This window comes from Moraxella oblonga NBRC 102422, from assembly GCF_001598275.1.
Taxonomy (GTDB): Bacteria; Pseudomonadota; Gammaproteobacteria; order Pseudomonadales; family Moraxellaceae; genus Moraxella; species Moraxella oblonga.
This window is the reverse complement of sequence record NZ_BCYQ01000010.1, coordinates 67244-91925: the sequence shown is the minus strand read 5'-3', so window position 1 is coordinate 91925 and position 24682 is coordinate 67244. Positions and strand designations below refer to the sequence as shown.

The 24682-nt window shown below is 38.9% G+C and carries 17 protein-coding genes and 1 pseudogene; 17 read left to right on the top strand and 1 reads right to left on the bottom strand.

Annotated elements, in window-relative coordinates; translation table 11 throughout:
• Positions 1 to 108 precede the first annotated feature (108 nt).
• Complete coding sequence (locus tag MOB01S_RS04015; RefSeq protein WP_066801898.1) at positions 109 to 933, bottom strand: substrate-binding periplasmic protein; 825 nt, start codon at positions 931 to 933, stop codon at positions 109 to 111.
• A gap of 865 nt (positions 934 to 1798) precedes the next feature.
• Between MOB01S_RS04015 and MOB01S_RS04005 the strand changes: the two genes are divergently transcribed.
• The 17 genes and pseudogenes from MOB01S_RS04005 to pgi all read left to right on the top strand — a co-directional run bounded on the left by MOB01S_RS04005 (position 1799) and on the right by pgi (position 24673).
• Entirely contained in the window at positions 1799 to 4654 is a 2856-nt protein-coding gene (locus tag MOB01S_RS04005) for a 2-oxoglutarate dehydrogenase E1 component (RefSeq protein WP_066801894.1), read from the top strand.
• An 84-nt stretch (positions 4655 to 4738) separates the two neighbouring features.
• The gene (gene odhB / locus MOB01S_RS04000; protein ID WP_066801892.1) at positions 4739 to 5938 is read left to right on the top strand and encodes a 2-oxoglutarate dehydrogenase complex dihydrolipoyllysine-residue succinyltransferase; all 1200 of its coding nucleotides are present in this window, start codon (positions 4739 to 4741) and stop codon (positions 5936 to 5938) included.
• 62 nt (positions 5939 to 6000) lie between these two features.
• The gene (gene lpdA, locus MOB01S_RS03995; RefSeq protein WP_066801891.1) at positions 6001 to 7446 is read left to right on the top strand and encodes a dihydrolipoyl dehydrogenase; all 1446 of its coding nucleotides are present in this window, start codon (positions 6001 to 6003) and stop codon (positions 7444 to 7446) included.
• 157 nt (positions 7447 to 7603) lie between these two features.
• Complete coding sequence (locus MOB01S_RS03990; protein ID WP_066801890.1) at positions 7604 to 8398, top strand: hypothetical protein; 795 nt, start codon at positions 7604 to 7606, stop codon at positions 8396 to 8398.
• Positions 8399 to 8426: 28 nt separating this feature from the next.
• Positions 8427 to 9392, top strand: a complete 966-nt coding sequence (locus tag MOB01S_RS03985; RefSeq protein WP_066801889.1) for a DUF8374 domain-containing protein — start codon at positions 8427 to 8429, stop codon at positions 9390 to 9392.
• A 13-nt stretch (positions 9393 to 9405) separates the two neighbouring features.
• Positions 9406 to 10461: a dTDP-glucose 4,6-dehydratase gene (gene rfbB, locus MOB01S_RS03980; protein ID WP_066801888.1), complete on the top strand. Its 1056-nt coding sequence runs from the start codon at positions 9406 to 9408 to the stop codon at positions 10459 to 10461.
• Between the two features lie 8 nt (positions 10462 to 10469).
• On the top strand, positions 10470 to 11372 hold the full coding sequence (gene rfbD / locus MOB01S_RS03975; protein ID WP_066801880.1) for a dTDP-4-dehydrorhamnose reductase: 903 nt from the start codon (positions 10470 to 10472) through the stop codon (positions 11370 to 11372).
• Between the two features lie 11 nt (positions 11373 to 11383).
• Positions 11384 to 12250, top strand: coding sequence for a glucose-1-phosphate thymidylyltransferase RfbA (gene rfbA, locus MOB01S_RS03970; protein WP_066801878.1), 867 nt, complete (start codon positions 11384 to 11386; stop codon positions 12248 to 12250).
• A gap of 6 nt (positions 12251 to 12256) precedes the next feature.
• The gene (rfbC, locus tag MOB01S_RS03965) at positions 12257 to 12817 is read left to right on the top strand and encodes a dTDP-4-dehydrorhamnose 3,5-epimerase (protein ID WP_066801876.1); all 561 of its coding nucleotides are present in this window, start codon (positions 12257 to 12259) and stop codon (positions 12815 to 12817) included.
• A 59-nt stretch (positions 12818 to 12876) separates the two neighbouring features.
• A complete protein-coding gene (locus tag MOB01S_RS03960) occupies positions 12877 to 16050 on the top strand; it encodes a glycosyltransferase (protein ID WP_066801874.1) in 3174 nt (1057 codons plus the stop codon).
• A 52-nt stretch (positions 16051 to 16102) separates the two neighbouring features.
• A complete protein-coding gene (locus tag MOB01S_RS03955; RefSeq protein ID WP_066801869.1) occupies positions 16103 to 17380 on the top strand; it encodes a glycosyltransferase in 1278 nt (425 codons plus the stop codon).
• A 16-nt stretch (positions 17381 to 17396) separates the two neighbouring features.
• On the top strand, positions 17397 to 18113 hold the full coding sequence (locus MOB01S_RS12860) for a CatB-related O-acetyltransferase (RefSeq protein ID WP_066801867.1): 717 nt from the start codon (positions 17397 to 17399) through the stop codon (positions 18111 to 18113).
• Positions 18114 to 18119: 6 nt separating this feature from the next.
• Positions 18120 to 19286 carry a nucleotide sugar dehydrogenase gene (locus tag MOB01S_RS03945; protein WP_066801865.1) on the top strand — a complete coding sequence of 389 codons (1167 nt, stop codon included), beginning with the start codon at positions 18120 to 18122 and terminating at the stop codon, positions 19284 to 19286.
• Between the two features lie 12 nt (positions 19287 to 19298).
• Positions 19299 to 20714 carry a glycosyltransferase family protein gene (locus MOB01S_RS03940; protein ID WP_066801863.1) on the top strand — a complete coding sequence of 472 codons (1416 nt, stop codon included), beginning with the start codon at positions 19299 to 19301 and terminating at the stop codon, positions 20712 to 20714.
• Positions 20704 to 22137: a glycosyltransferase family 2 protein gene (locus tag MOB01S_RS03935; protein WP_066801861.1), complete on the top strand. Its 1434-nt coding sequence runs from the start codon at positions 20704 to 20706 to the stop codon at positions 22135 to 22137. Before MOB01S_RS03940 ends, MOB01S_RS03935 begins: the two co-directional genes overlap by 11 nt.
• A 10-nt stretch (positions 22138 to 22147) precedes the next feature.
• Positions 22148 to 23013: pseudogene (locus MOB01S_RS03930) on the top strand (UTP--glucose-1-phosphate uridylyltransferase).
• Positions 23014 to 23023: 10 nt separating this feature from the next.
• Positions 23024 to 24673, top strand: coding sequence for a glucose-6-phosphate isomerase (gene pgi / locus MOB01S_RS03925; protein ID WP_066801855.1), 1650 nt, complete (start codon positions 23024 to 23026; stop codon positions 24671 to 24673).
• The last annotated feature ends 9 nt before the right edge of the window (positions 24674 to 24682 follow it).

Genomic DNA, 24682 nt, shown 5'->3' with positions numbered 1-24682 from the left:
ATTTTTGGTAGCAGGAGTAATTGCAATTTGCCCCTACGATTCGTGGTAGATTTTAAGTTCGTTGGGCATAAAATAAGGCGTACCAAATACGCCTTATTTTTATGAGATTTAGTGGTTTAGACCATATTTTTGTTTGATTTGTGTCATCTCTCCACTTTGTATCAGCTCGTCAATACCTTCATTAAGTTTTTGGAGAAGTTCGGTATTTTCTTTATTGACCAACATGACATAGCCTACATCGCCTTGATATTTCACAGATTTTAGCTCAATCTTAGCACTGTCTGGATTGCTTTTGATGGCATGGCTAAGGACGCTGGCATCGGAGAAAGCAACATCATATTTGCCTTGCAACACACCCGTAAAACCAACAAATTCTGATTTGACAGCATGAATGGTGTGATTGCTACTTAAACCATCAACACTACCTACCACAGCAATGTCAAGCACTTGGCTATTGAGGTCTGCCACAGAACTTAGGTTGGCTTTGCTAAGTTTTTCGTTATCAGCACGATAAAAATACACAGGCGTATCTGTGTGATAAGGCTTGGTCAAACCATATTTGCTTCGACGTTCTTCTTTATCATAAATACCAGACGCACCAACGTTGGCAGTTTTATTTTCAACAGCTGTAAAAATGTCATCAAAAGTGGTGGATTTATAATGAATTTTTAGCCCTTTCTTTTGTGCAATGGCATTAATAATATCAACATCAAAACCAACCACACCACCTTTTTCATCCAAATAAGTAAATGGAGCAAAGTCTTGGGTAATCGCCACCACAATCTCATCGTTCATGGGGGCTTGTCCTTGTGCTACTTCGGATTTTGCTGAGGGTTGGGAAGTTTCTGTTTTGTCTCCACCACAAGCAAATAAACCAAAACTCAAACCAACAACACATGCAGATTTAATCAAAGAAGTGGTTGATAGATTCATAAATCACCTTACATAATTAAAAAACAATATCATGATGAGCAACAAACCTGCCCGAAAAAAAAACCTTCCCATTATGATGGATTTTGTACACTTTTGCAAGCAAAAAGTATGTACAAAGAGACCCTTTTTTATCACAAAACCTTACAAATCACACGAAACACACCGCACGTTTAGATTGAATCAACCAACCTTGTTACCCACATCATCAAAATGGTGTAAAGACCATTTAGAAAAATCACCGCCACGAACGATAAACTTAAATGCCCAAGCCATCAAAATTGATTAAAAATACTTAAAAATATACAAGCACCAATCCCAACTTATGTAAGTATTTGATTTTTATAAGGGCAAATTATAATTTACCCATGTATATAAAAAATAAATACATTTACATCAATCAGCTGTGATTTTAAGTTGAAAATGAGATATGTCCAATTAAATAAAAATCGCAGATTTGTATTTATTTTGTAACAATCACTTAAACCATAAACACACCAAATCAATAGACCAACCCAAACCAACCACACCAACAGTATCAAATGTTTCTTTGCCAAAAGTTTTAGTCAGTTTGGCAAGATTTTGCCACATACACGGATGATAAATGTAAATTTGTTTATCATTATATTTTTATTATAATTCATAATGTAAAATTTTGTAAAATAACCCACATACTAAAAATCACCACAATCCACATTTTCAGTCTTTTTCGGCTTGTTATATTCCCACAAATGGCGTAAACTATGCACAATGGACATATTCTCATGACAGACGGTGTTGAGGGGTTATTTTTTTATATTTGCTAACAAATCTTTTGGCAAAAACTAAAATCCAACCCCATCAACAACCCCAACCAGAGTGATTTATCATGACAAAAAGCAGTAAAGACACGGTCGCTTACCAAAGCACCGAATTAACAGCGGACGGTGCAGCATATATTGAGGCGTTGTACGAAGAGTATTTGGCAGACAAAGACAGTGTTGGTGCCGAATGGCGGACTTACTTTGCCAACTATGAACAAGCAAACGATGCCCCCCACAACGCCATCAGAGAGCAGTTTTTGCTCCTTGCACGCAATCAAACCAACGCCAAACCCATCGTAGTTGGCAATGTCGGTGGTGCAACAAGTAGCAATGGCAAAGAAATGGCGGTGCAACAGCTTATCTCTGCCTATCGTCGTCGTGGACACCGTAAAGCCAAAATCGACCCATTGGGACTACAACAGCGTGATGGTATTGAGGATTTGACTTTGGCATATCATGGTCTATCCGAAGCCGATTTGGACACTGTATTTCCAACCAATCTCATGAGTATTGGAAAGTCTGAGGCGAGTCTGCGTGAAATCATTGAGATTTGCGAACGCATTTATTGTGGTAGCATTGGTTATGAATATATGCACGTCTTTACTGCCACTGAGAAAAAATGGATTGAAAATTATATTGAATCCAATCAAGGTCACATCAAGTTTGACAAAGACAAAAAGCTAGAAATTCTTGACCGTCTTACCGCAGCCGAAGGGCTTGAAAAGTATCTTGCTCGTAAATACACAGGGGTCAAACGCTTTGGTCTAGAAGGTGGCGAGAGCTTTATCCCTGCTGTACATGAGATGATTCAGCGTGTCGGCACGCAAGGAGCAAAAGAAGTCGTTATCGGCATGGCTCACCGTGGTCGTCTAAACCTACTGGTGAACATCATGGGTAAAAACCCATCGGTGTTGTTTGATGAATTTGATGGCAAAATCCAGCCCACAGTAGGTTCTGGTGACGTCAAATATCACAATGGTTTTAGCTCAAACGTCATCACACAAGGTGGCGAACTTCATTTGGCACTGGCTTATAACCCATCGCACCTTGAAATTGTTTCGCCTGTCATGCTAGGTTCGGTGCGTGCCAGACAAGCTCGCCGTTCTGAAAAATACGGCTACGACATTGACAACAGTACCGTACTACCCATCGTAGTACACGGTGATGCCGCCTTTGCAGGACAAGGGGTAAACCAAGAAACCTTCCAAATGTCGCAAACTCGTGCCTACAAAACAGGTGGCACAGTTCACATTGTCATCAACAACCAAGTAGGCTTTACCACCAGCCGTCCAGATGATGCACGTTCTACCGAATACTGCACAGACGTTGCCAAAATGGTACACGCTCCCGTACTACACGTCAATGGTGATGACCCAGAGGCGGTGGTGTTTGCCAGCCAGCTTGTACTGGATTATCGCACTAAGTTTGGGCGTGATGTGGTGCTTGATATCGTGTGTTATCGCCGTAACGGACACAACGAATCAGACGAACCGTCTGCTACCCAACCACTGATGTACCAAGTCATCAAAAAATTACCAACCACTCGCACCCAATATGCCAATAAATTGGTTGCTGAGGGCGTATTGACCGCTGAACAAGCCAACGAAGTAGATGATGCTTATCGTATCGCCCTAGATAATGGTGAGGACGTAGCTCGTGGACTTGCCAAAGAACCTGACAGCAGTCTATTTGTGGATTGGTCGCCTTATGTGGGTCATGGTCTGACCGATGATGTACAAACAGGTGTGCCAGTAGAGAAGTTAAAATCCTATGCGGCAGCCATGGCAAAAGTACCAGAGGGCTTTGAACTGCAACGCCAAGTTGCCAAAGTTGTAGAACAACGCCTTGCCATGCAAACAGGGGCAGAACCCTTAAACTGGGGTGCCGCCGAAACACTTGCTTATGCCTCTTTGGTAGATGAAGGTTCACTTGTGCGTATTACAGGTGAAGACGTGGGTCGTGGCACATTCTCGCACCGCCACAGCGAACTATACAACCAAAAAGACGGTAGCCTATATGTGCCTTTACAGCACATTCGTGAGGGTCAAGCTCGTTTTGCCACCTACAACTCCCTACTATCAGAAGAAGCAGTTTTGGCATTTGAATACGGTTACTCAACCACCGTACCCAATGCTCTGATTGTGTGGGAAGCTCAATTTGGTGATTTTGCTAACGGTGCTCAGGTGGTGATTGACCAGTTTATCTCATCAGGCGAAACCAAATGGCAACGTCTATCAGGCTTGACAATGCTTCTACCACATGGCTTTGAGGGTCAAGGTCCTGAGCATTCGTCCGCTCGCCTAGAACGCTACTTACAGCTTTGTGCTGAAGACAATATGCAGGTCATTACCCCAACCACCCCTGCCCAGATTTTCCACGCCTTACGCCGTCAGGTTGTCCAAAAAGCTCGCAAGCCACTTATCGTAATGTCGCCCAAGTCATTGCTAAGACACCCATTAGCAACTTCACAGCTTGATGAATTGGCGACTGGCAAATTTGAAAGTGTACTGCCAGAGATTGATGCACTTGACAACGACAACGTAGTGCGTGTAGTGTTGTGCGGTGGTAAAGTATACTATGACCTACTCGAAACTCGCCGTAAACTTGGCATTACTGATGTGGCGATTGTGCGTATCGAACAGCTCTATCCATTGCCAGAAGCTCGCATCCTAGAAGAACTTGCCAAATACCCCAACTTAGAGCAAGTAATGTGGACGCAAGAAGAACCATTAAACCAAGGTGCATGGTACTACCTGTTACCTGAGCTACTTCGCTTGATTAGCAACAGCCGTGCCAAACTCTTGCCTGCGTCTGGTCGCCCTGCTGCTGCTGCACCTGCAACTGGTTCGCCAAAAATCCACAACGCCCAACAAAAAGCCTTAATCGCACAGGCTTTGAACGTGAGTGTTGAGCAACTATAATCCATACAACACACAGGCTGGTTGTCCTGTGTGTTTGATTTTTAACTTTAAACATCTAAATATCATCAAATATCGGAGTTTATCATGGCTGAAATCAAAGCCCCTGTATTTCCTGAATCAGTCCAAGACGGTACGATTGTAGAATGGCACGTTGCCGAAGGCGAACAAGTAGGACGTGACCAACTGCTTGCCGAAATTGAAACTGACAAAGTGGTACTAGAAGTAGTCGCCCCTGATGACGGTGTGATTACTAGCATTGTCAAAGGCGTAGACAGCACTGTATTATCTGCTGAAACGATTGCCACCTTTGAAGTGGGTGCGGTTGCCAGCGCTGCCCCTGCTAAAACCGAAGAGCCAACCCCTGCCTCTACCCCAGAAGTGCCAGTGGCTACGCCTGTTGCTACTGCTAATGAAGGCGAGTTCAAAGACCAATCGCCTGCCGTCAGAAAAGCCGCCAAAGAAACAGGAGTCAATCCTGCCGATGTACAAGGTTCAGGGCGTGGTGGACGAGTAACCAAATCAGATATGATTAACCCAACGCTAAAAGGCGACAACGGTCAAGTGATTGCTACTGCTGTCGGTCAGCGTATTGAAAAGCGTGAGCCAATGACTCGTCTGCGTAAACGTATCGCCGAGCGTCTGTTGTCTGCCACCCAAGAAACGGCAATGCTAACCACCTTCAACGAAGTCAATATGAAGCCGCTTATGGATTTGCGTGCCAAATACAAAGACCAGTTTGAAAAACGCCACGGTGTCAAATTGGGCTTTATGTCGCTATTTGTTAAAGCTGCCACCGAAGCGTTGAAGCGTTTCCCAGCAGTCAATGCCTCTATTGATGGCGATGATATTATTTATCACGGCTATTATGATGTTGGTGTGGCGGTATCATCAGACCGTGGCTTGGTAGTGCCTGTGCTTCGTGATACCGACAGTATGGGGCTTGCCGATATTGAAGGTGGTATCCGTGATTATGCCATCAAAGCCCGTGAAGGCAAATTGTCCATTGATGAAATGACAGGCGGTACCTTTACCATCACCAATGGCGGTGTGTTTGGTTCACTGCTATCTACCCCCATCATCAACCCACCACAAACCGCCATTTTGGGTATGCACGCCATCAACGAACGCCCAATGGCAGTAAACGGTCAAGTGGTGATTTTGCCAATGATGTATCTAGCATTGTCTTATGACCATCGTTTGATTGATGGTAAAGATGCTGTACAATTCTTGGTAACCATTAAAGAGTTGATTGAAGACCCTGCTCGTCTGCTCCTTGACATTTAATTCGTCTGACCAAAATGCCTATCGCAAGGTAGGCATTCTTTATTAAAAAAGAGAGAATAACAATGAAAAATTCTTATGACCTAGTCGTTATCGGTGGTGGACCTGGTGGCTATGAGGCTGCCATTCGTGCAGCCCAGCTTGGCTTTTCTACCGCCTGTATTGAAAAACGCATTCACAAAGGTGAGCCTGCTCTTGGCGGTACTTGCCTAAATGTTGGTTGTATCCCTTCTAAGGCTTTGCTTGACAGCTCACACCGCTATGAAGCAACTCGCCACGAGCTTGCCGAGCACGGCATTAGCACAGGTGAGGTGGCGATTGATGTTGCCAAAATGCTAGAAAGAAAAGACAGCATTGTCAAAGGCTTAACCGCAGGGGTGGCAGGTCTGTTAAAGGGCAATGGCGTGGACTGGCTACAAGGCTGGGGTACTTTGCTTGATGGTAAGGGAGCAGAAAAACAAGTTAAATTTACCGCCCACGACGGTACTGAAACTACCATCACTGCCAAATATGTCATTTTGGCGGCAGGTTCTGTGCCAATCAACATTCCTGTTGCACCAATTGATGATGAATATATCGTTGATAGTACAGGTGCGTTGGAATTTAAAGAAGCACCAAAACGCCTAGGGGTCATTGGTGCAGGGGTCATCGGACTTGAACTTGGTTCGGTTTGGCGTCGCCTTGGTTCAGAAGTGGTAGTCTATGAAGCAATGCCAGAGTTTTTGGCGGCAGCCGACAAAGACATTGCCAAAGAGGCTGGTAAACTTCTTAAAAAACAAGGGCTTGACATTCGTGTGGATACCAAAGTTACCAAAGCCGAAGTGGTTAATGGTGAAGTGGTTGTAACCACCGATGTTAAGGGCGAAACTAAGGTTGAAGTTTTTGACAAACTTATCGTTTGCGTAGGTCGCCGTGCGTATAGCGAGAAACTTTTGGGCGAAAATTCTGGCATTACCCTAACTGAGCGTGGCTTGGTAGAAGTGGACGAGCAATGCAAAACCAATCTTGATGGCGTCTATGCTATTGGCGACTTGGTGCGAGGTCCTATGCTTGCCCACAAAGCGATGGAAGAGGGCATGATGGCGGTGGAACGCATTCACGGCGAAAAAGCCCAAGTTAATTATGACACCATTATCAGCGTGATTTATACGCACCCTGAAATTGCGTGGGTGGGTTTGAGTGAACAACAAGCCAAAGACAAAGGCTATGAGGTCAAAACTGGTTCATTTAGCCTATCCGCCAACGGTCGTGCCTTAGCACAAGGCGAGGGTCAAGGGCTTATCAAAGTGGTTGCCGATGCCAAAACAGACCGTTTGCTTGGGCTACATATGGTTGGTGTAGGAGCTGGCGACATTGTGCATCAAGGTATGATTGCTCTTGAATTTGTTTCAAGCGTGGAAGATTTGCAATTGATGACCTTTGCTCACCCAACGGTGTCTGAAGCGGTACACGAGGCGGCATTGTCGGCAGATGGTCGTGCTATCCATGCGATTCAGCGTAAGAAGCGTTAATCATTACTTAACTTAGTTGTTTACCCCACTCAACGCTCATCTGATGATGGGCGTTGCATACATTTTGAATGCAAAAAAATAATAAAAACCACACTATTTATGATATAATCACAAGCATTTCAACATTATAGATTTTTGTTTTTACGAGCATAGTGTCATGAGCATCATCATTCAGACGGGTCATTCTTCCTCTCACTCCAATACACTGATGAATATGTTGTACGAGCGTGGGCTTGGTTCTCCCATAAATTCGCACACACATGGGTTTTCTGCACATGAAATCACCGAAAAACTTGCCAAAGTCCTAAATAAAAACAGCTCCATCATCAACACAAAAATCATTGATAATTTGATTGTGGATTTACTCCTTGCCAATCTTGACCAAGACGACTGGGGTTGGGCAGACGAAAACAACCTAAGCACCCTACCCTACTGGCAACAAATGGATGACAACGTACGTTTTATCCTTATCTTTGATTCTCCAAAACTATTACTAAAAAAGTTATTAGGCACACAAATTACTCAAGAAAGCGTTCATCAAGCACTATCAGATTGGCTAAACTACAACCAACAACTTTTGGAGTTTTTTGAAACTTCTGCCACCAACTGTCTACTGGTTGAAGGTGATTTAATCATCAACAACCTCTCTAACGTCAAAGAACATATCCAAGCATTAACCACCAATCTAAAATTAAAAAGTAACTGGCAATTACAGGATGTCAGCACACCTCACAGTGATGATACCAACCCCATGTTTGAGATAGTGGCAACCGAAATCTTAAAACAATATCCAGATTGTTTGGCGTTGTATGACTTGCTGATTGAAAAATCTACCATTCGTCTAAAAACAAAACAGCTCACCAATACGAGCAACCTAAGCTCATTGATCGACTCATTAAATTTATTTAACGAGCAAGAAGAGATTAAAAAAAAAACTGATAACTCAGAATGAGTTTTTACAAAATCAGTTATTAATTTTAATGAATGAAAAGCAATCGTTAGAGCAACAACTTAAAGATAATGTGTTGTTGCTTGAGCAGAGTAAAAATTCAGTCAATGCCGAACAAACCGCCAAAATAGAACAGACTGAGCAAGAAAATAGATTGCTAATCACTCAACTTCACCAAGTGCAAGAAGAGCTTGAAAAATACTATTTACAAAACCAAAAGACGAGTGAACAATTAAAGTCTTTGGAAGAAAAGCAAAAAACTTTGCAAGCGGATAGTGCAACAAAGAAAAAACTTGAAAGCGAATTAAGTGCTTTAAAAGACGCCAAACAAAAAGCGGAAAATTTAGCCAATGAGCAGAAAAAACAGGCAGAAAATTTAACTCAGAGCCACAAAAAACTTGAAAGTGAATTAACAACACTCAAAGATGCCAAGCAAAAGGCGGAGCAACAAGCCAACGAGCAGAAAAAGCAAGCCGAGCAAGCTAATGCCAAGCTAAAAACATTACAAGCAGATTTGCAAAAGTTGGAGCAATCACAAAAAGAGTCATCACATAGTAAGCAAGAGAATGAGCTTTTGATCTCTCAACTTCACCAAGTCCAGGAGGAATTGGAACGGTATTATCTAGAAAACCAAAAGTTAAAATCTGAGCAAAAAAAAGAACCACCCAAACCCGTTTATTATGGGGCGGCAGATAGAGTCAAAGAGGATCTCCCCTATCGTCTGGGAGCGACTATGGTCAGTCATTCTAAATCCACCAAAGATTTGGCAACATTGCCATTTGCCTTGGTTAAAGAATATCGTGATTTTCAAAAACATAAACCCTCTGATGAACTACCTGCGATAGAAGATTATCAAGATGCTCACGAGGCGGAGAAAGTAAAAAAACATCTGTCGTATCGGCTAGGTAAAACGTTGGTGGATGGGGTGAAATCAAAGAAAGTATTGGACCTGCCTGTGAAGATGGGTAGGGAGATTGTTGGGTTTAATAAAAACTAATTACAGGTGTATAATGTCAAAAGTATTTTTGGTAACAGGCGGGGCGGGCTTTATTGGTTCTGCGGTTGTGCGTCATTTAATTAATGATACTGACTGTCAAGTGGTGAATGTGGATAAATTGACTTATGCGGGTAATTTGATGTCTCTAAAATCGGTAGAGAGTAATGACCGCTACCATTTTGAACAAGCCGATATTTGTGATAAAAATAAAATAGCAGAAATTTTTACCAAATATCAGCCAGATGTGGTAATGCACTTAGCGGCAGAGAGTCATGTTGACCGCTCTATCAATGGTCCTAGTGAGTTTGTTCAAACCAATGTGGTGGGAACTTACACTTTATTGGAAGTGGCTCGTGCCTATTGGGCGAATTTAAGTGATGACAAAAAGTCTTCTTTTCGCTTTCACCACATCTCAACCGATGAAGTGTATGGCGACTTGCACGGCACGGATGATCTGTTTACCGAGACTACACCTTATGCACCCAGCTCGCCTTATTCAGCAACAAAAGCAAGCTCTGACCATTTGGTGCGAGCGTGGCTTCGCACTTTTGGATTGCCAACGATTGTTACTAATTGTTCCAATAACTATGGTCCTTACCATTTTCCCGAAAAACTCATTCCATTGATGATTTTAAATGCCCTATCAGGCAAAAATTTGCCTGTTTATGGCGATGGCAAACAAATCCGTGATTGGCTATTTGTAGAAGACCACGCTCGTGCATTGGTTCAAGTGGCAACCAAAGGCGAAATTGGTGAAACTTATAATATTGGCGGACATAACGAAAAACAAAATATTGAAGTGGTTAAAACTTTGTGTGCGTTATTAGAAGAGCTTGCTCCCAATAAGCCAGAAGGTGTGCAATATTATGCAGAGTTGATTACTTATGTTACTGACCGTCCTGGACACGATGTGCGTTATGCCATTGATGCCAGCAAAATTGAGCGAGAGCTTGGCTGGAAACCGCAAGAAACCTTTGAATCTGGACTTAGAAAAACCGTTCAATGGTATTTGGATAATAAAGACTGGTGGCAAGCCATTCTTAACAACAGCTATCGCAACTATCGCTAGGTTACTGTATGAAAAATATCGTATTGTTAGCACCCACAGGGCAAGTTGGTTTTGAATTAAATCGAGCGTTATCGCCATTGGGTAAAGTGATTGCGATTGGGCGAGGGCAAGTTGATTTTACCAATTTGTCCGAACTTATGGCAATGATTGAGAATGTCAATCCAGACATCATTGTTAATGCTTCTGCCTATACAGCTGTTGATAAGGCGGAAAGTGAGCCAGAACAGGCGTTTTTATTAAATGCTGAATTGCCCAAACAACTGGCAAAACTTGCCAATACACTGGGTGCGTTGCTTGTGCATTATTCTAGCGATTATGTTTATAAGGGCGATGGCGAGAATTTTTGGCAGGAAAATAACCCTGTTGCGCCCTTGTCGGTATATGGTCAATCCAAACTGGCAGGAGATAATGCCATTATGGAAAATTGCCAAAATTATCTGATTTTTCGCACCAGTTGGGTGTATGCTGCACGTGGGCATAACTTTATGAAAACAATGATAAAGTTGGCTCAAAGTAAAGAAAACCTTAATGTTGTCAATGACCAAATTGGCTCGCCAACGCCAGCCAGACTAATCGCTGATGTGAGTGCGATTGCCATTGTTAAGATGTTAACAAGTGATGATAAGGCGAAATTAAGTGGCGTTTATCATTTGGCGCCACAAGGCACAACCAGTTGGTATGGCTATGCAGGCGAGATTTTTAAGTTAGCAAGACAAGCAAATATGGAGCTAGCATTAAAAGATGAAAATTTTCATGGCATTCCAACCGAGAGTTATCCAACGCCCGCTAAACGCCCCAAAAATTCTCGCTTAAATGTCAAAAAAATAGAACAAACTTTTGATTTAACCTTACCAACTTGGCAAAGTCAATTAGAGCTGACTTTTGCTGAATGGTTGGAATACCAAGATTAAGCGGGGTAGCGATGAGAAAAGGTATTGTATTGGCAGGGGGTTCAGGCACACGCCTACACCCAATCACAATGGGTGTATCTAAGCAGTTATTACCCATTTATGATAAACCAATGATTTACTATCCAATTTCGGTGCTGATGTTGGCAGGGATTAGAGAGATTTTGATTATCTCTACCCCTGACGACTTGCCAAGTTACCAAAAATTACTTGGCACAGGCGAACAGTTTGGGGTAAGATTCTCTTATGTGATTCAACCGTCCCCAGATGGTTTGGCACAAGCGTTTATTTTAGGTGAAGAATTTATTGGTCAAGATTCGGTGTGTTTGGTACTTGGCGACAATATTTTTCACGGCAACAGTTTCTCAGAGCTGTTAAAAAATGCCAGTCAGCAAGAATCTGGAGCAACCGTATTTGGTTACTTGGTACAAGACCCAGAGCGCTTTGGTGTGGTAGAATTTGACGAACAGGGCAAGGCAATTTCTCTAGAAGAAAAGCCAAGCAAGCCAAAATCCAATTATGCGGTAACGGGTCTGTATTTTTATGACAATCGTGTGGTAGAAATCGCCAAAAATGTTAAGCCATCTGATAGGGGTGAGCTTGAAATTACTTCGGTTAATAATGCTTATCTTGATATGGGTGAACTTAGTGTAGAACGGTTGGGGCGTGGCTTTGCGTGGCTAGATACTGGCACGCACGATTCGCTACTGGAAGCGAGCAGTTATGTGCAAACCGTAGAACATCGTCAAGGTTTAAAGGTAGCGTGTTTGGAAGAGATTGGTTGGCGAAATGGCTGGCTAAGCGATGATGAGCTTAAAAAACAAGGCGAACTTCTGAAAAAAACGCAATATGGTCAATACATTCTTAGTTTGTTAAAGTAGGTCAAAATGGAATATCAAAAATTAGCCATTCCTGATGTGGTATTATTAACACCAAAAGTGTTTGGTGATGAGCGTGGGTTTTTTATGGAGACCTTTCGTCAATCTGAATTTGAAAAACATTGTGGGAATTATGAATTTGTGCAAGATAACCATAGTAGTTCCACAAAGGGAATTTTACGTGGTTTACATTACCAGCACCAAAAACCACAGGGAAAACTGGTGCGAGTGGTTAAGGGTGAAGTCTTTGATGTAGCAGTAGATATGCGTCAAAGTTCTCCCACCTTCGGTAAATGGGTGGGTGCATATCTAAGTGCTGACAATAAGAGAATGTTATGGGTACCACCAGGGTTTGCACATGGTTTTTTGGTAACGAGTGAAAGTGCTGAATTTGTTTATAAATGTACCGATTATTATAATCCTGGCGATGAATATTCTTTACTGTGGAATGATGAAACAGTGGGGGTTGAGTGGCCTCAAATTGATTGTGAGGTGGTTTTGTCTGAGAAAGATGGGGCTGGTTTATTATTTTCAGATGCCCCCCCATTTCTTAAGAATATATTTTCTTAAAATGGAAATCCATCGCTAGTTTAGTAAATATAAGAGCGCAAGATTATTTGGAGTAAAAGATGAGTTATTTAACTGAAGGCAATAAGGCAATGCGATTAGGTAATTATGATGAAGCCATCTCTTTTTTTAACAAATCCATAGACGCACATCCTGATTTAAGGGAAGTATTAAGCTTTAACATCAAACTCGCCCAACAAAAACTAAATGAAGTTTGCACTTATTATCAAAGTGTAGGAATTATCGTTCCTGTATTTAATGCATTAGAAGATGTAAAAAAATGTTTGCAATCTATTAAAGATTATTACGACAAATCCATTCTTACAACAGTAGTAGTGGTTAATGATGGCTCAGATCTTGAAACTACTAACTGGTTGAGGGATTTTTGTGAAAAAAATAAATCAATCTTTGTGCTTTTGGAAAATGATTACAATATTGGTTACACAAAAACTGTCAATAAGGGATTGAGATACAAAAAGTTTGATTACCTTGTTACCTTAAATAGCGATACCATTGTAACCAAAGATTGGTTAAAAGGCTTATTGAGATGTATTGATAGCGATGACAAATTAGCAGTAGTCGGTCCCTTATCAAACGCTGCAAGTTGGCAAAATGTTCCTGTTTTGTTTGATAATAGTGGAGAATTTGCTATTAACGAAATTCCGAGCGGATACAATATTGATGAATTTTCCAAACTTATTGGAGAGACCAGTCAAAAATTATACCCAAGACTACCTTTTATTAATGGTTTTTGTTTTATGATAAGAGGTGAGGTTTTAGAAAGAATTGGCTACTTAGATGAAGTCAGTTTTCCTTATGGTTATGGGGAAGAAAATGATTTATGTATTAGGGTTTTAGATTTGGGTTATAGTTTAGCAGTTGCTGATGATGTATTTGTATTTCATGCAAAATCAAAGAGTTTTGGCAAAAACAAAAAAACAGAACTGTCCAAAAAGGGATCTGAAAATTTGAGATTAAAGCATGGGGTGGAAAAATATAATGCATTGGTCAACCAATTAAAGGCTACCGCACAACTTGATTTGGTAAGAAAAAATATTAAAACAAGATTAATGACTACAAAAGATTTAACCAAACTATTTAATTTTAGTATTGTATTTTTATTGCCTGTGAAGGGTGGCGGTGGAGGCAGTCACTCTGTGGTTCAGGAGGTATCCGCCATGCGTAGGTTGGGCGTGGATGCCAAAATTGCAGTCAATCAATCAAATCTCCATAGATTTTTTGATATGTATCCAAATTTGCAAGCCAAGGAAGATGTTTTTGTAGGTTTTCAGCAATTACCAGATTTAATCTCACTTACAGAGTCTGCTGATATAGTTGTAGCAACAGTATACAAATCTGTTGGATTGTTGAAAAATATAATCAATATTCATAATCATATTATGCCTGCTTATTATATTCAAGACTACGAGCCAAAATTTTTCAAGGAAGGCACAAAAGAATGGGAGGAAGCTTACAATTCATATACTGCAATCCCAAATATAAAGTCTTTTGCTAAAACTCATTGGATATGTGAAGAGGTACATAAAAACCATGGCATTTCAGTATCCAAAGTTGAGCCAAGTATTGACCATTCTGTTTACTATTTAAGGGACAGATCAAACTTGCCGATGGTGATATCTGCTATGATTAGACCACAGACCCCATACAGAGGGGCTGAGCGGAGTATGTTGGCATTAGAAAAAATAACTCAACATTACCCAAGTGTAAAAATTTTGATTTTTGGCTGTGATCCAAGTCATGAATTCTTCAATAATTGGAATACTAGCAGTTTTTTTGAGAACAAAGGAATATTAAATCGGGAGCAGGTAGCAGAGGTTCTATCAAATAGTGATATATTTATTGACTTATCAGATTATCAGGCCTTTGGAAGGACTGGGCTGGAAGCGATGGCTTCTGGTGCAACTGTAGTTAGCACCAAGAATGGAGGGGTGTATGAGTACGCAAAGCATGAAGAGAATTGCCTACTAGTCGATCCGTACGATCAAGATGAGATATTTAACACTATCTCTAGACTAATTAAAGATGAAAAATTATTAAATCAGCTACGCAGAAATGCAGCAATAACAGCTTCTAAGTTCAGTATTCATAGAGCTGCTATTTCTGAATTAAATTTTTTTGCAGAATCCCTAACCACCCATCTCTTAAAACATAAAAAAATTAAGAAAAAAACATTAGCTTTGGTGCCAGCCATGAGAAGAGATGGTATTCCAGCAGGGTCAGGATACGTAAGAGTAGTATTACCCTATACACATGCAAACATACAGAGAAAATACAATGTAAAAGTATATAATTCACTACCAAACATTAATGATTTTGACATAGCTCTTGCTCAAAGAGACATGCCAACTTTTACTCTTAATCAGATAAAAGATTGGGTTTACCAACTCAAAAAGGAGAAAAAAACTCTAATCTATGAAATAGATGACAATCTCTTGGATGAGCCAGGGCTATTATCTCGAGGCTTTAAAGGTGACTTTATTTCTTTGAGAGACAAGGTTTTATTTTTGGCAAAGCATGCAGATCAGGTGTATGTATCCACAAGAGAGTTGCTTAAAACATTCAAGAATATTAATACGAATGTAGTTGTCGTACCTAATCTTTTAGATGAAAATTTATGGAAATTTGACAGCTCCAGAGAGGAATTGTTGGACAAAAACTTTCCTTTATCCAAGGACAATGTTGTTCGAATTGGCTATATTGGCACTTCAACTCATTTTAGTGATTTAAAAGAGATTGAGAATGCCATAAAAGCCATTTGCCAAAAATATGGTAATTTGGTATCGATTGAGATAATTGGTGCTTTTCAAAATACAGAACCTTTTTTTGGCAAGAGAATTGCTCTACCAAAATCAACGGATTACATATCTTTTGTTAATTGGTTACAAAAAAGAGTAAATTGGGATATTGGCATTATTCCTTTGTGTCGGGATGAATTTAATCAATCAAAAAGCAATTTGAAATTCTTAGAGTATAGTGCTTTGAGATTGCCGGTAGTAGTAAGTAATCATAGTGTATACGAATCAGTAGCTATGAATGAACAGAATGCCTTAGTGGCTAACACAACAGAGGAGTGGATTCATGCATTAAGTCGTTTAATAGAATCTAAGTCACTGAGAGATTCTTTATCCAAAAAAGCACGCCATTTGATTGAGTCTAAATTTTTACTAAAAAACTACTCTCATCCGATCCTAGAGTTAGAAGGAGAAGGATTATAGTAAACTTATTTTTAAACATAGCATCTGTTATTCACTATTTTTAGGATTAGTTATGAATATTTACATAAATTGTTCAGCAAGAAGTTTAATGCACGGTGGTTATGCTGAATTTTCTCGAGGCATCACGGCAGGCTTAGCACTCTCTGGAGCAAATGTGTTTATTAGAGATGATGTTTACGAAAAAAAATCTCCAAGTAGCAAATATAATCAATTAATCACTAATTGTCAAAATATAAAAAAGCTTACTGATATATCAAAACAAGACATTGATTTTGAGTTGGTTATTACTAGCATTAACAATATTCCAGATGTAAAAAATATCCTACCTTTTGGAAAGAAGATCTTAATAACAGGATCTCCTTTTTTAGGAATTACGCACTCCAACTTAGAAAAAATAAAAGACTACAATGCTGTTTTTTATAGCGGTAGTGTGGATGAAAAGAATTTTTTAAATATCCTAGGATTTGATTTGCCGCAACCGGTTGATATTGATAGGTTTAATCAAGGGCATTCAGAGATATATTTATCAAAAATTCTAAACTCTATTGGCTTTGGTGTTGATAATTGTCTCAATCTGTTGTTTGTTGGAACCTTTAATTATTGGAAAGGAGTTGATGTTGCAATCAAATCTTTCATTCTCTCTGATATTAAGAAGGACTCTACGCTTTTGCTAAAATGTGGAATTTATCATAGAAATACATCACTTTCCTACAAAGAGTATAAAAATTTCATATCTCACTTGGAACTCTTCATATCTTGTATTAATACATACATTGAGATGTGTAATTGCAAAGGAATTTTTGACCTATCCTTTGTTTCAGATGGAATGTATGTAATAGATTTGGATTTTGGCATTAAATCTAACTTTAAAAAGCGTATTGTTTTAGATATGTATCAAGAGTATGATATTTCACCTTTTTATTCTAGATCAGATGTTGTCCTATGCCCTTCTAGGGGGGAAACTTGGTCAATGCCAGTGGTGGAAGCAATATTGCATAATAAGTTTGTTATTCTATCAGAGCACATAGGATCATCTAAGTATGTGGCTAGCTACTCTCGTGCATACATTATACCAAGTCACCAACAAGCTTTCATTGATTATAATTTTGATGATAGATCTTCAGGCGGAGGGCGTCAGTATGCTGAAAAGGGCATTTATTATTTTGAACCTAATATCGAGAAAATAGCATCTGCTTTGACTGATATATCAAATATTGTTAATCAATCTTTACCTGACAATAAAGAAGGAAGTAGCTTAGTGATGGATAAATTTTCTTGGGAGAAAATAGGAAAACAATACTACGATTGCTTGTGTACCAACAAATTTTAAAAATGGTTTTATTTGTATGATACTAAAAATTAATGAAAAAAAACTCGCTGAAATGGGAGCTGTACTTCGAGGTGTATCCAACTTGCATAGTCAGTCATATTTGGAACCACCTTTTGTGTTTGCTGGCAACATCGCCCCTACACACTATCTAAGCATAGGAGCCTTTTCTTATACTCAAGGGGGATCTTTTGTCAATTCTGAGATAGGAAGGTATTGCTCATTTGCTGAAGAAATAGTTGTAGGGGCTACTAAGCACCCTACCGATTGGTTATCAACCGCTCCATTTCAGTACAGAGAAGATCCTTGGGGCTGGTTCTCTTACGCAAAATCACACCAATTAACAACCAAATATAAAAGAGCGATATTATCATTTGATAACTCCCCCAAGACAATAATAGGGAACGATGTTTGGATTGGAAGAAAAGCAATTATTATGCCTGGTATCAAAGTAGGGAATGGTGCTATTATTGGCGCAGGAGCCGTTGTAACAAAAAATGTACCTGACTATGCAATTGTCGCGGGCGTGCCAGCAAAAATCATTAAGTATAGATTTCCTGAGATTATTATAGATGAATTATTATCTATAAAATGGTGGCAGTATGGCATATGGGATTTAGAAAATATAGATTTTTCCAATATTCTTGAGGCCATCCACAATATCAAGAATATGAAAAACGAAATTACACCTTACTCCCCTCAAGCGTTGGATATCACATCTTTTAAGACGGAGTAGATTGTTATGCATATCACTATCACAGGTACAGGCTATGTTGGTTTATCCAATGCGGTATTATTATCGCAAAAATATTCCGTCATTGCCCTAGATATTAATGAAAATAAAGTCAATAAAATTAACAATCGTCAATCCCCAATTGACGATAAAGAAATTACTGAATTTTTATCAGCCAAATCATTAAATTTAAAGGCAACAACCGATAAAAATTTAGCATATCAAAATGCGGATTTTATTATCATTGCCACACCGACCAACTATGATCCAAAAACTAATTTTTTTGACACTTCTAGTGTTGAAGAAGTCATTGATGATATATTGTTGGTCAATAAAACTGCGACAATAGTTATTAAATCTACTATCCCAGTTGGATTTACTGAGAGTATTAAAAAAAGATTGGGTGTGAATAATATTATTTTTTCGCCAGAGTTTTTGCGAGAAGGTAAAGCACTATATGATAATCTATATCCATCTCGCATTATTGTTGGAGAAAAAAGTGAACAAGCAGAAACATTTGCCAGTTTACTAGCTAGTTGTGCCATCAAGAAAGATATTGATGTATTGTTTACTAACAATACAGAAGCTGAAGCAATTAAATTATTTGCCAACACTTATTTAGCACTTAGGGTTGCTTATTTTAATGAACTCGACACTTATGCATCTGTACATAATTTGGATACACAAGCAATTATTAAGGGTGTATGCCTAGATCCAAGAATTGGCGATTATTATAACAACCCATCTTTTGGTTATGGTGGTTATTGTCTTCCAAAAGATACTCAGCAATTATTAGCCAATTATCAAAATATTCCACAAAATCTTATCCGAGCAGTTGTATCATCCAATCAAACCCGCAAGCGTTTTATTGCAGATGATATCTTAGCAAAAGAGCCAAAAGTAGTGGGTATTTACCGATTGATTATGAAATCTGGTTCAGATAATTTTAGGGATTCGGCGATTTTTGATGTGATTAAACATTTGCGAGCCGAAGGAGTGCAAATCATTATTTATGAGCCAAATTTATCTGAAAACGAATATTTCGGTTGTCCTGTCATTAAAGAATTGGCCGATTTTAAATCAAAGCCTGACATTATCGTCGCCAATCGCAAAAGTGATGAATTGGCAGAAGTTGAGCATAAAGTTTATACTAGAGATATTTTTGGCGACAGTTAATAAAAGGTTAATATGTCATTGATTGATAAGATGGTTTCTATTTTGTTTCCTTTAAAGGAAGTCAAAAAACATATTGAAGCAAATGATTTCAGAATGGCATATCGGCATTATTTGCATTATTTGTATTTTGGTGGTGAATATAGTTCTAGTATAGAGCAATTATTATTGAACAAGGTATCTGATGATGTGCCGTCAAAAATCGCCGTCTCATCTTGGGATTTTTCTCATAATGCTGTTGGGCGAGCGACAACTTTGTTTGATTTGTATCGATATACACAGTATGATGTTGATTTAATTGGTTGTATGATTCAAAATAATGCAAAAAATCATAAAAAAGTTTGGCAGCCGTTAAATGATAGTCAAATTATTTATAATTTTTTTGAAATAAACCAAGCTGATATTGATGATTTGTTGCCAAAAGCCATTGATTTTGTTATTAAAAACCCATACAGTATTGTACATTTTTCAAAACCCAGAATTACCAATATTATCTTAGGAATATTGTATCGTCATATTTGGGGAGCAAAAATAATTTTAGATATTGATGATGAGGAATTGGCTTTTTTAAAAGAGAAAAAATCCAATTTTGAATATTCTAATAACATTAAAGACGATTATTGGACAAATTATTCTGTTTCATTATATGATATTTTTGATTCAATTACAGTTTCAAATCCTGCTTTGCAACATAAATATGGCGGAACTATTATTCCGCACATTAGAAATGAAAAAATATTTTACCCAAATCAGACATTAAAGGCTCAAAATAGAGAAAAATATAGCATTAACCAGACGGATAAAGTTGTATTATTTTTTGGGACACCGAAACGCCATAAAGGGCTTTTGGAAACAGCAAAAGCGATTTCGCAGATTGGTTGTCAAGAATTACTTTTTTTGATTGTTGGAGATTTTCCAGAGTTGGCATTAAAAGAAGAGTTATTGGCGATTGATAATGTTAGATATATGTTTTTACCCAATCAACCCTATGACCAAGCAAAGAACATTGTAGCAATGGGCGATATGTGTATTTTAATGCAAGATGAGCATAGTGAGATAGCAAGATATCAATTGCCTGCAAAATTAATTGATGCTTTGGCAATGGGCTTGACTGTTTTTTTACAAAAAACACCTGCAACAGAACATTTAATATCTGCTCCCAATATTTACTTTGTAAATCAAAATAACTTGGGTGAATATTTAAAACATTATTTGCAACAAAATAATGATTCCCAAAATTCGGCAAGCCAATATCAATATTTTTTGGAGAACTTTAGTGCAAAAACATATAGTCCAGTTATTGACAAGATTGTCAATGATTTAAATATTTCATCTTATGACCCTAAAAAATCTTTTGACTTTATAAGAGAGCTAAGCAATATTGGTAGTGTGAAAAAATTCTTGGAAAATTTTGGGAAAAATGAAAACTAAAAATAATAATGAATATTTGGCTAAATTTCCAACATTGATCCGCTATCGTTTGCTCAACAATATATGGCAAGCAATGCAATCAGGACTTTATCAAACAGTTTTAAATAATACACCCATTATTCAAACAAAAAAATCATTCATTGCCAAAAAAATTGCTCAATTAAAACTTTTTGTTATTTCTGATGAATATTTGCAAATAGAGATTTGGCAAATACTATCCAATGATAATTTGAAAAAATATCACAAAGAATTTATTAAGGAAACTTTTTATTTATACCCTAAAATTTTTGTAGAATATTTTTTAAATCATAGAGAATGGCTTAGTGATCAATATTATTTAGGATTGGTATTATCCTATGCTAATGATAATAACATTTTGGAGGATTTTAAATCAGAATGTGATGAATTTTTTAAGAATTTTGATACGATTGATAAGCAATGCTTATATGCCAATATTTATTTAAATGCCAATGATAAGAAAATCACTCAACTTAATCATATTTTATCAGAATATCAGTTATTATCACTATCTTTAAACAATGATTGTTTTTGTGTTAATTCCTTATCGTCCAATATTGATAAAACACAAGAGCATTCATCAAAGGTGAGTGTGATTGTTACAGCTTATAATGCCCAAAACACCATTAAAACTTGTATTCAAAGCCTATTAAATCAAACTTACACTAATTTAGAAATTATTATCATCAATGATCATAGTGATGATGATACATTAAGCATCATTCAAACTTTGGCAAGACAAGATGGTCGCATCAGATGGATTGATTTGCCAAGAAATACTGGGACTTTTGTTGCCAAAAGTATTGGAGTAATGTATGCTACTGGCGAATTTTTAACTTGTCAAGATGCTGATGATTTTGCTCATCCCCAAAAAATCGCCATTCAAGTTGAACCATTATTAAAAAATGAACATTTGGTTGCTACAACTTCTTATTGGCTTAGAATAGATAATAATGGTAATTTTTATGCAAGACAATATTATCCTTTTTTGAGACAAAATCCTGCATCACCCTTATTTCGCCGTCAAAAAATCCAAAATGAAATTGGGCTTTGGCATATTGCTAGAACAGGTGCAGACAGTGAATTTTGGGCGAGATTAAAGTTGTATTATGGTGATGACAAAATATTGCCCATTAAACAGCCTTTAACTTTTGCCAGTCATCATAAGGATTCTTTGATGAATTCGGATAAATTTGGCATACATAACCGACAATCGGCATTAACACGGCTGGACTATTGGGAAAATTGGCAATTATGGCACATTGGCTGTTTGGCAAAAAAACAACCTTTAAAAATGCCTGACATTCAAGAGCAAACAATCCAAAAAATATTTGAAATCCCCCATTCTTTGGTTGTGGATAGAAGCAATATTCTGTATAATCTTAATCATCATTGGTCATCATAAGATAATTGTTATGAAAAGAATCACTCACGCTGTTATTCCTGTTGCAGGTTTTGGCACAAGAATGCTCCCCCTCTCAAAAGCCGTGCCAAAAGAGCTGTTGCCACTGGGTGATCGCCCTACAATTCATTATGTGATTGATGAGGCGATAAAAGCAGGTATTGAGCATATTGTATTGGTAACACATCAACAAAAGCAAGCGATTGAAAACTACTTTGATACTAATTATGAACTGGATGCTCAATTGAGGGAAAAAACAAGAATCAACTGGCTGATAGCTTAAATATTTTGCCAAGCACTGTTACTATATCTAGTATTCGTCAAGGCAAACCTTTGGGGCTTGGTCACGCTGTTTTGTCTGCCCGACCAATTGTGGGAGCTAGAGATTTTGTAGTTCTACTCCCTGATGTCGTGCTAAATCCTTATGAGACCGATTATGCCAGTCAAAACTTGGCGTTTATGATGAATGAATTTGTGAGAACAGGTCGCTCGCAAATCTTGGTAGATCCAGTTACCAAAGAAGACATTGATAAATATGGCATTGCCAAACTTGAAAATGCCCAAACCCTAGAAAAATCAAGTGATAATAGAAGTTTTGCCGTCACAGGCTTTGTAGAAAAACCAAAACCAGAGGCCGCTCCGTCAAACCTTGCGGTGGTGGGTCGCTATGTCTTTGACAATGCCATTTTTGATTACCTTGCCAAAACCGTCCCCAGCGTGGGCGGTGAGATTCAGCTGACCGACGCCATTGACGCCTTGATTGGCAGTCGGGGTGTGGATGTGGTGACAATGACAGGCAATAGCTTTGATGCGGGCGATATGACAAGCTATATGCGTGCGTTTATGTATTTTGCCCAAAGGCAACTGTCTGATAAATAAGGAATTTTTTATGACAAATTCCACTTGGCAAACCCTATCCACCCTTGCCCAAACCCCCCCAGATTTAAACACCCTGTTTAAATCCGACTCCACTCGTGGCGAGCGACTGACGGCAAGTGCTTGCGATATTTATATGGATTTTAGTAAGCAGGCGATTGATGATAAGATTTTGGCAGAGCTATTACAGTTAGCCGATAACTTTGATTTATCTAATAAAATCAATGACTTACTTACAGGAAAAAAAGTAAACGACACCGAAAACCGTCCAGCTCTACACACCGCCTTACGCACCCCAAAAGGCGAAACGCTTATCGTGGACGGTGTTGATGTCAATGCCCAAGTTCACGATAGTTTGGAGCGTGCCAAGCACATCGTCAATCGCATTCGAGAGAAAGTTTGGCGTGGCTATTCTGGCAAGGCAATCAGCGATGTCGTCAATATCGGTGTGGGTGGGTCTGACCTTGGGCCTTTGATGGCAAGTGTTGCCCTTGATGAGTGGGCATCAGGCGAGTGGTCGACAGATGAATGGGCAGATACCGACATTCGTGTGCATTTTGTCTCCAATATGGACGGCACACAGCTAGACACCCTCCTAAAAACCCTAAATCCCCAAACCACGCTGTTTATCATCTCCTCAAAATCCTTTGGTACCTCCGACACCCTTGCCAATGCTAAGACCGCCTTGGCATGGCTGTTATCCACTCACAATCATAAACCCACCATTTTACATCGCCATTTTATCGGCATTTCTACTCGCCCTGATAAGATGACAGACTGGGGTATTCACGTCGATAATCAGCTTCTTTTATGGGAGTGGGTGGGTGGACGATTTAGTATGTGGTCAGCCATTGGACTTGCCATTGCCATAAAGATTGGAATGCACAATTTTTATGAGCTTTTAGCTGGGGCAAATCAAATGGACAGGCATTTTGCTACGGCTGAATTTGGAAAAAATTTGCCTGTGCTTTTAGGACTCATTGGCGTGTGGAATGCTACTTTTTTGGGGATTAACGCTCATACAGTATTGCCTTATGATGGACGGCTTAAATTTTTCCCCAATTATTTAACACAGCTTGAAATGGAGTCCAACGGCAAATCGGTCAAACGAGATGGGCAAAAGGTTGGCTATGCCACCTGTCCGATTTTGTGGGGCGACATTGGCTCAAATGCCCAGCACGCGTTTTATCAACTTCTACATCAAGGCACTCAACGGGTGTCGTGTGATTTTATCACGCCCATTCGCCGTTATGACAGTGGGCAAGTTCACGATAAGTATTTGGAAAATCAGCATAAATTGTCTTTGGCAAACTGTCTTGCCCAAAGCCAAGTGCTTGCCTTTGGTAATGAGGCTTTGCCTGATGAATTAAGAAATAATAATGATAACTTTCGTCATTTTAAACAATATCGTGGCAATCAGCCCTCCACCACACTACTTTTAACAGCCCTTTCGCCCAAAACTTTGGGGGCTTTGATTGCTTTGTATGAACACAAAGTCTTTGTAATGAGTGTCATTTGGGATATTAACCCCTTTGACCAGTGGGGTGTGGAAGTGGGTAAAGTGATGGCAAACCAAGTATATGACACATTATATCATGATGAAATGGTTGGTGTATTTGATTCCTCAACCAACACCCTTTTAAATAAAATTAAAGGCAAGTGACGGCAACCA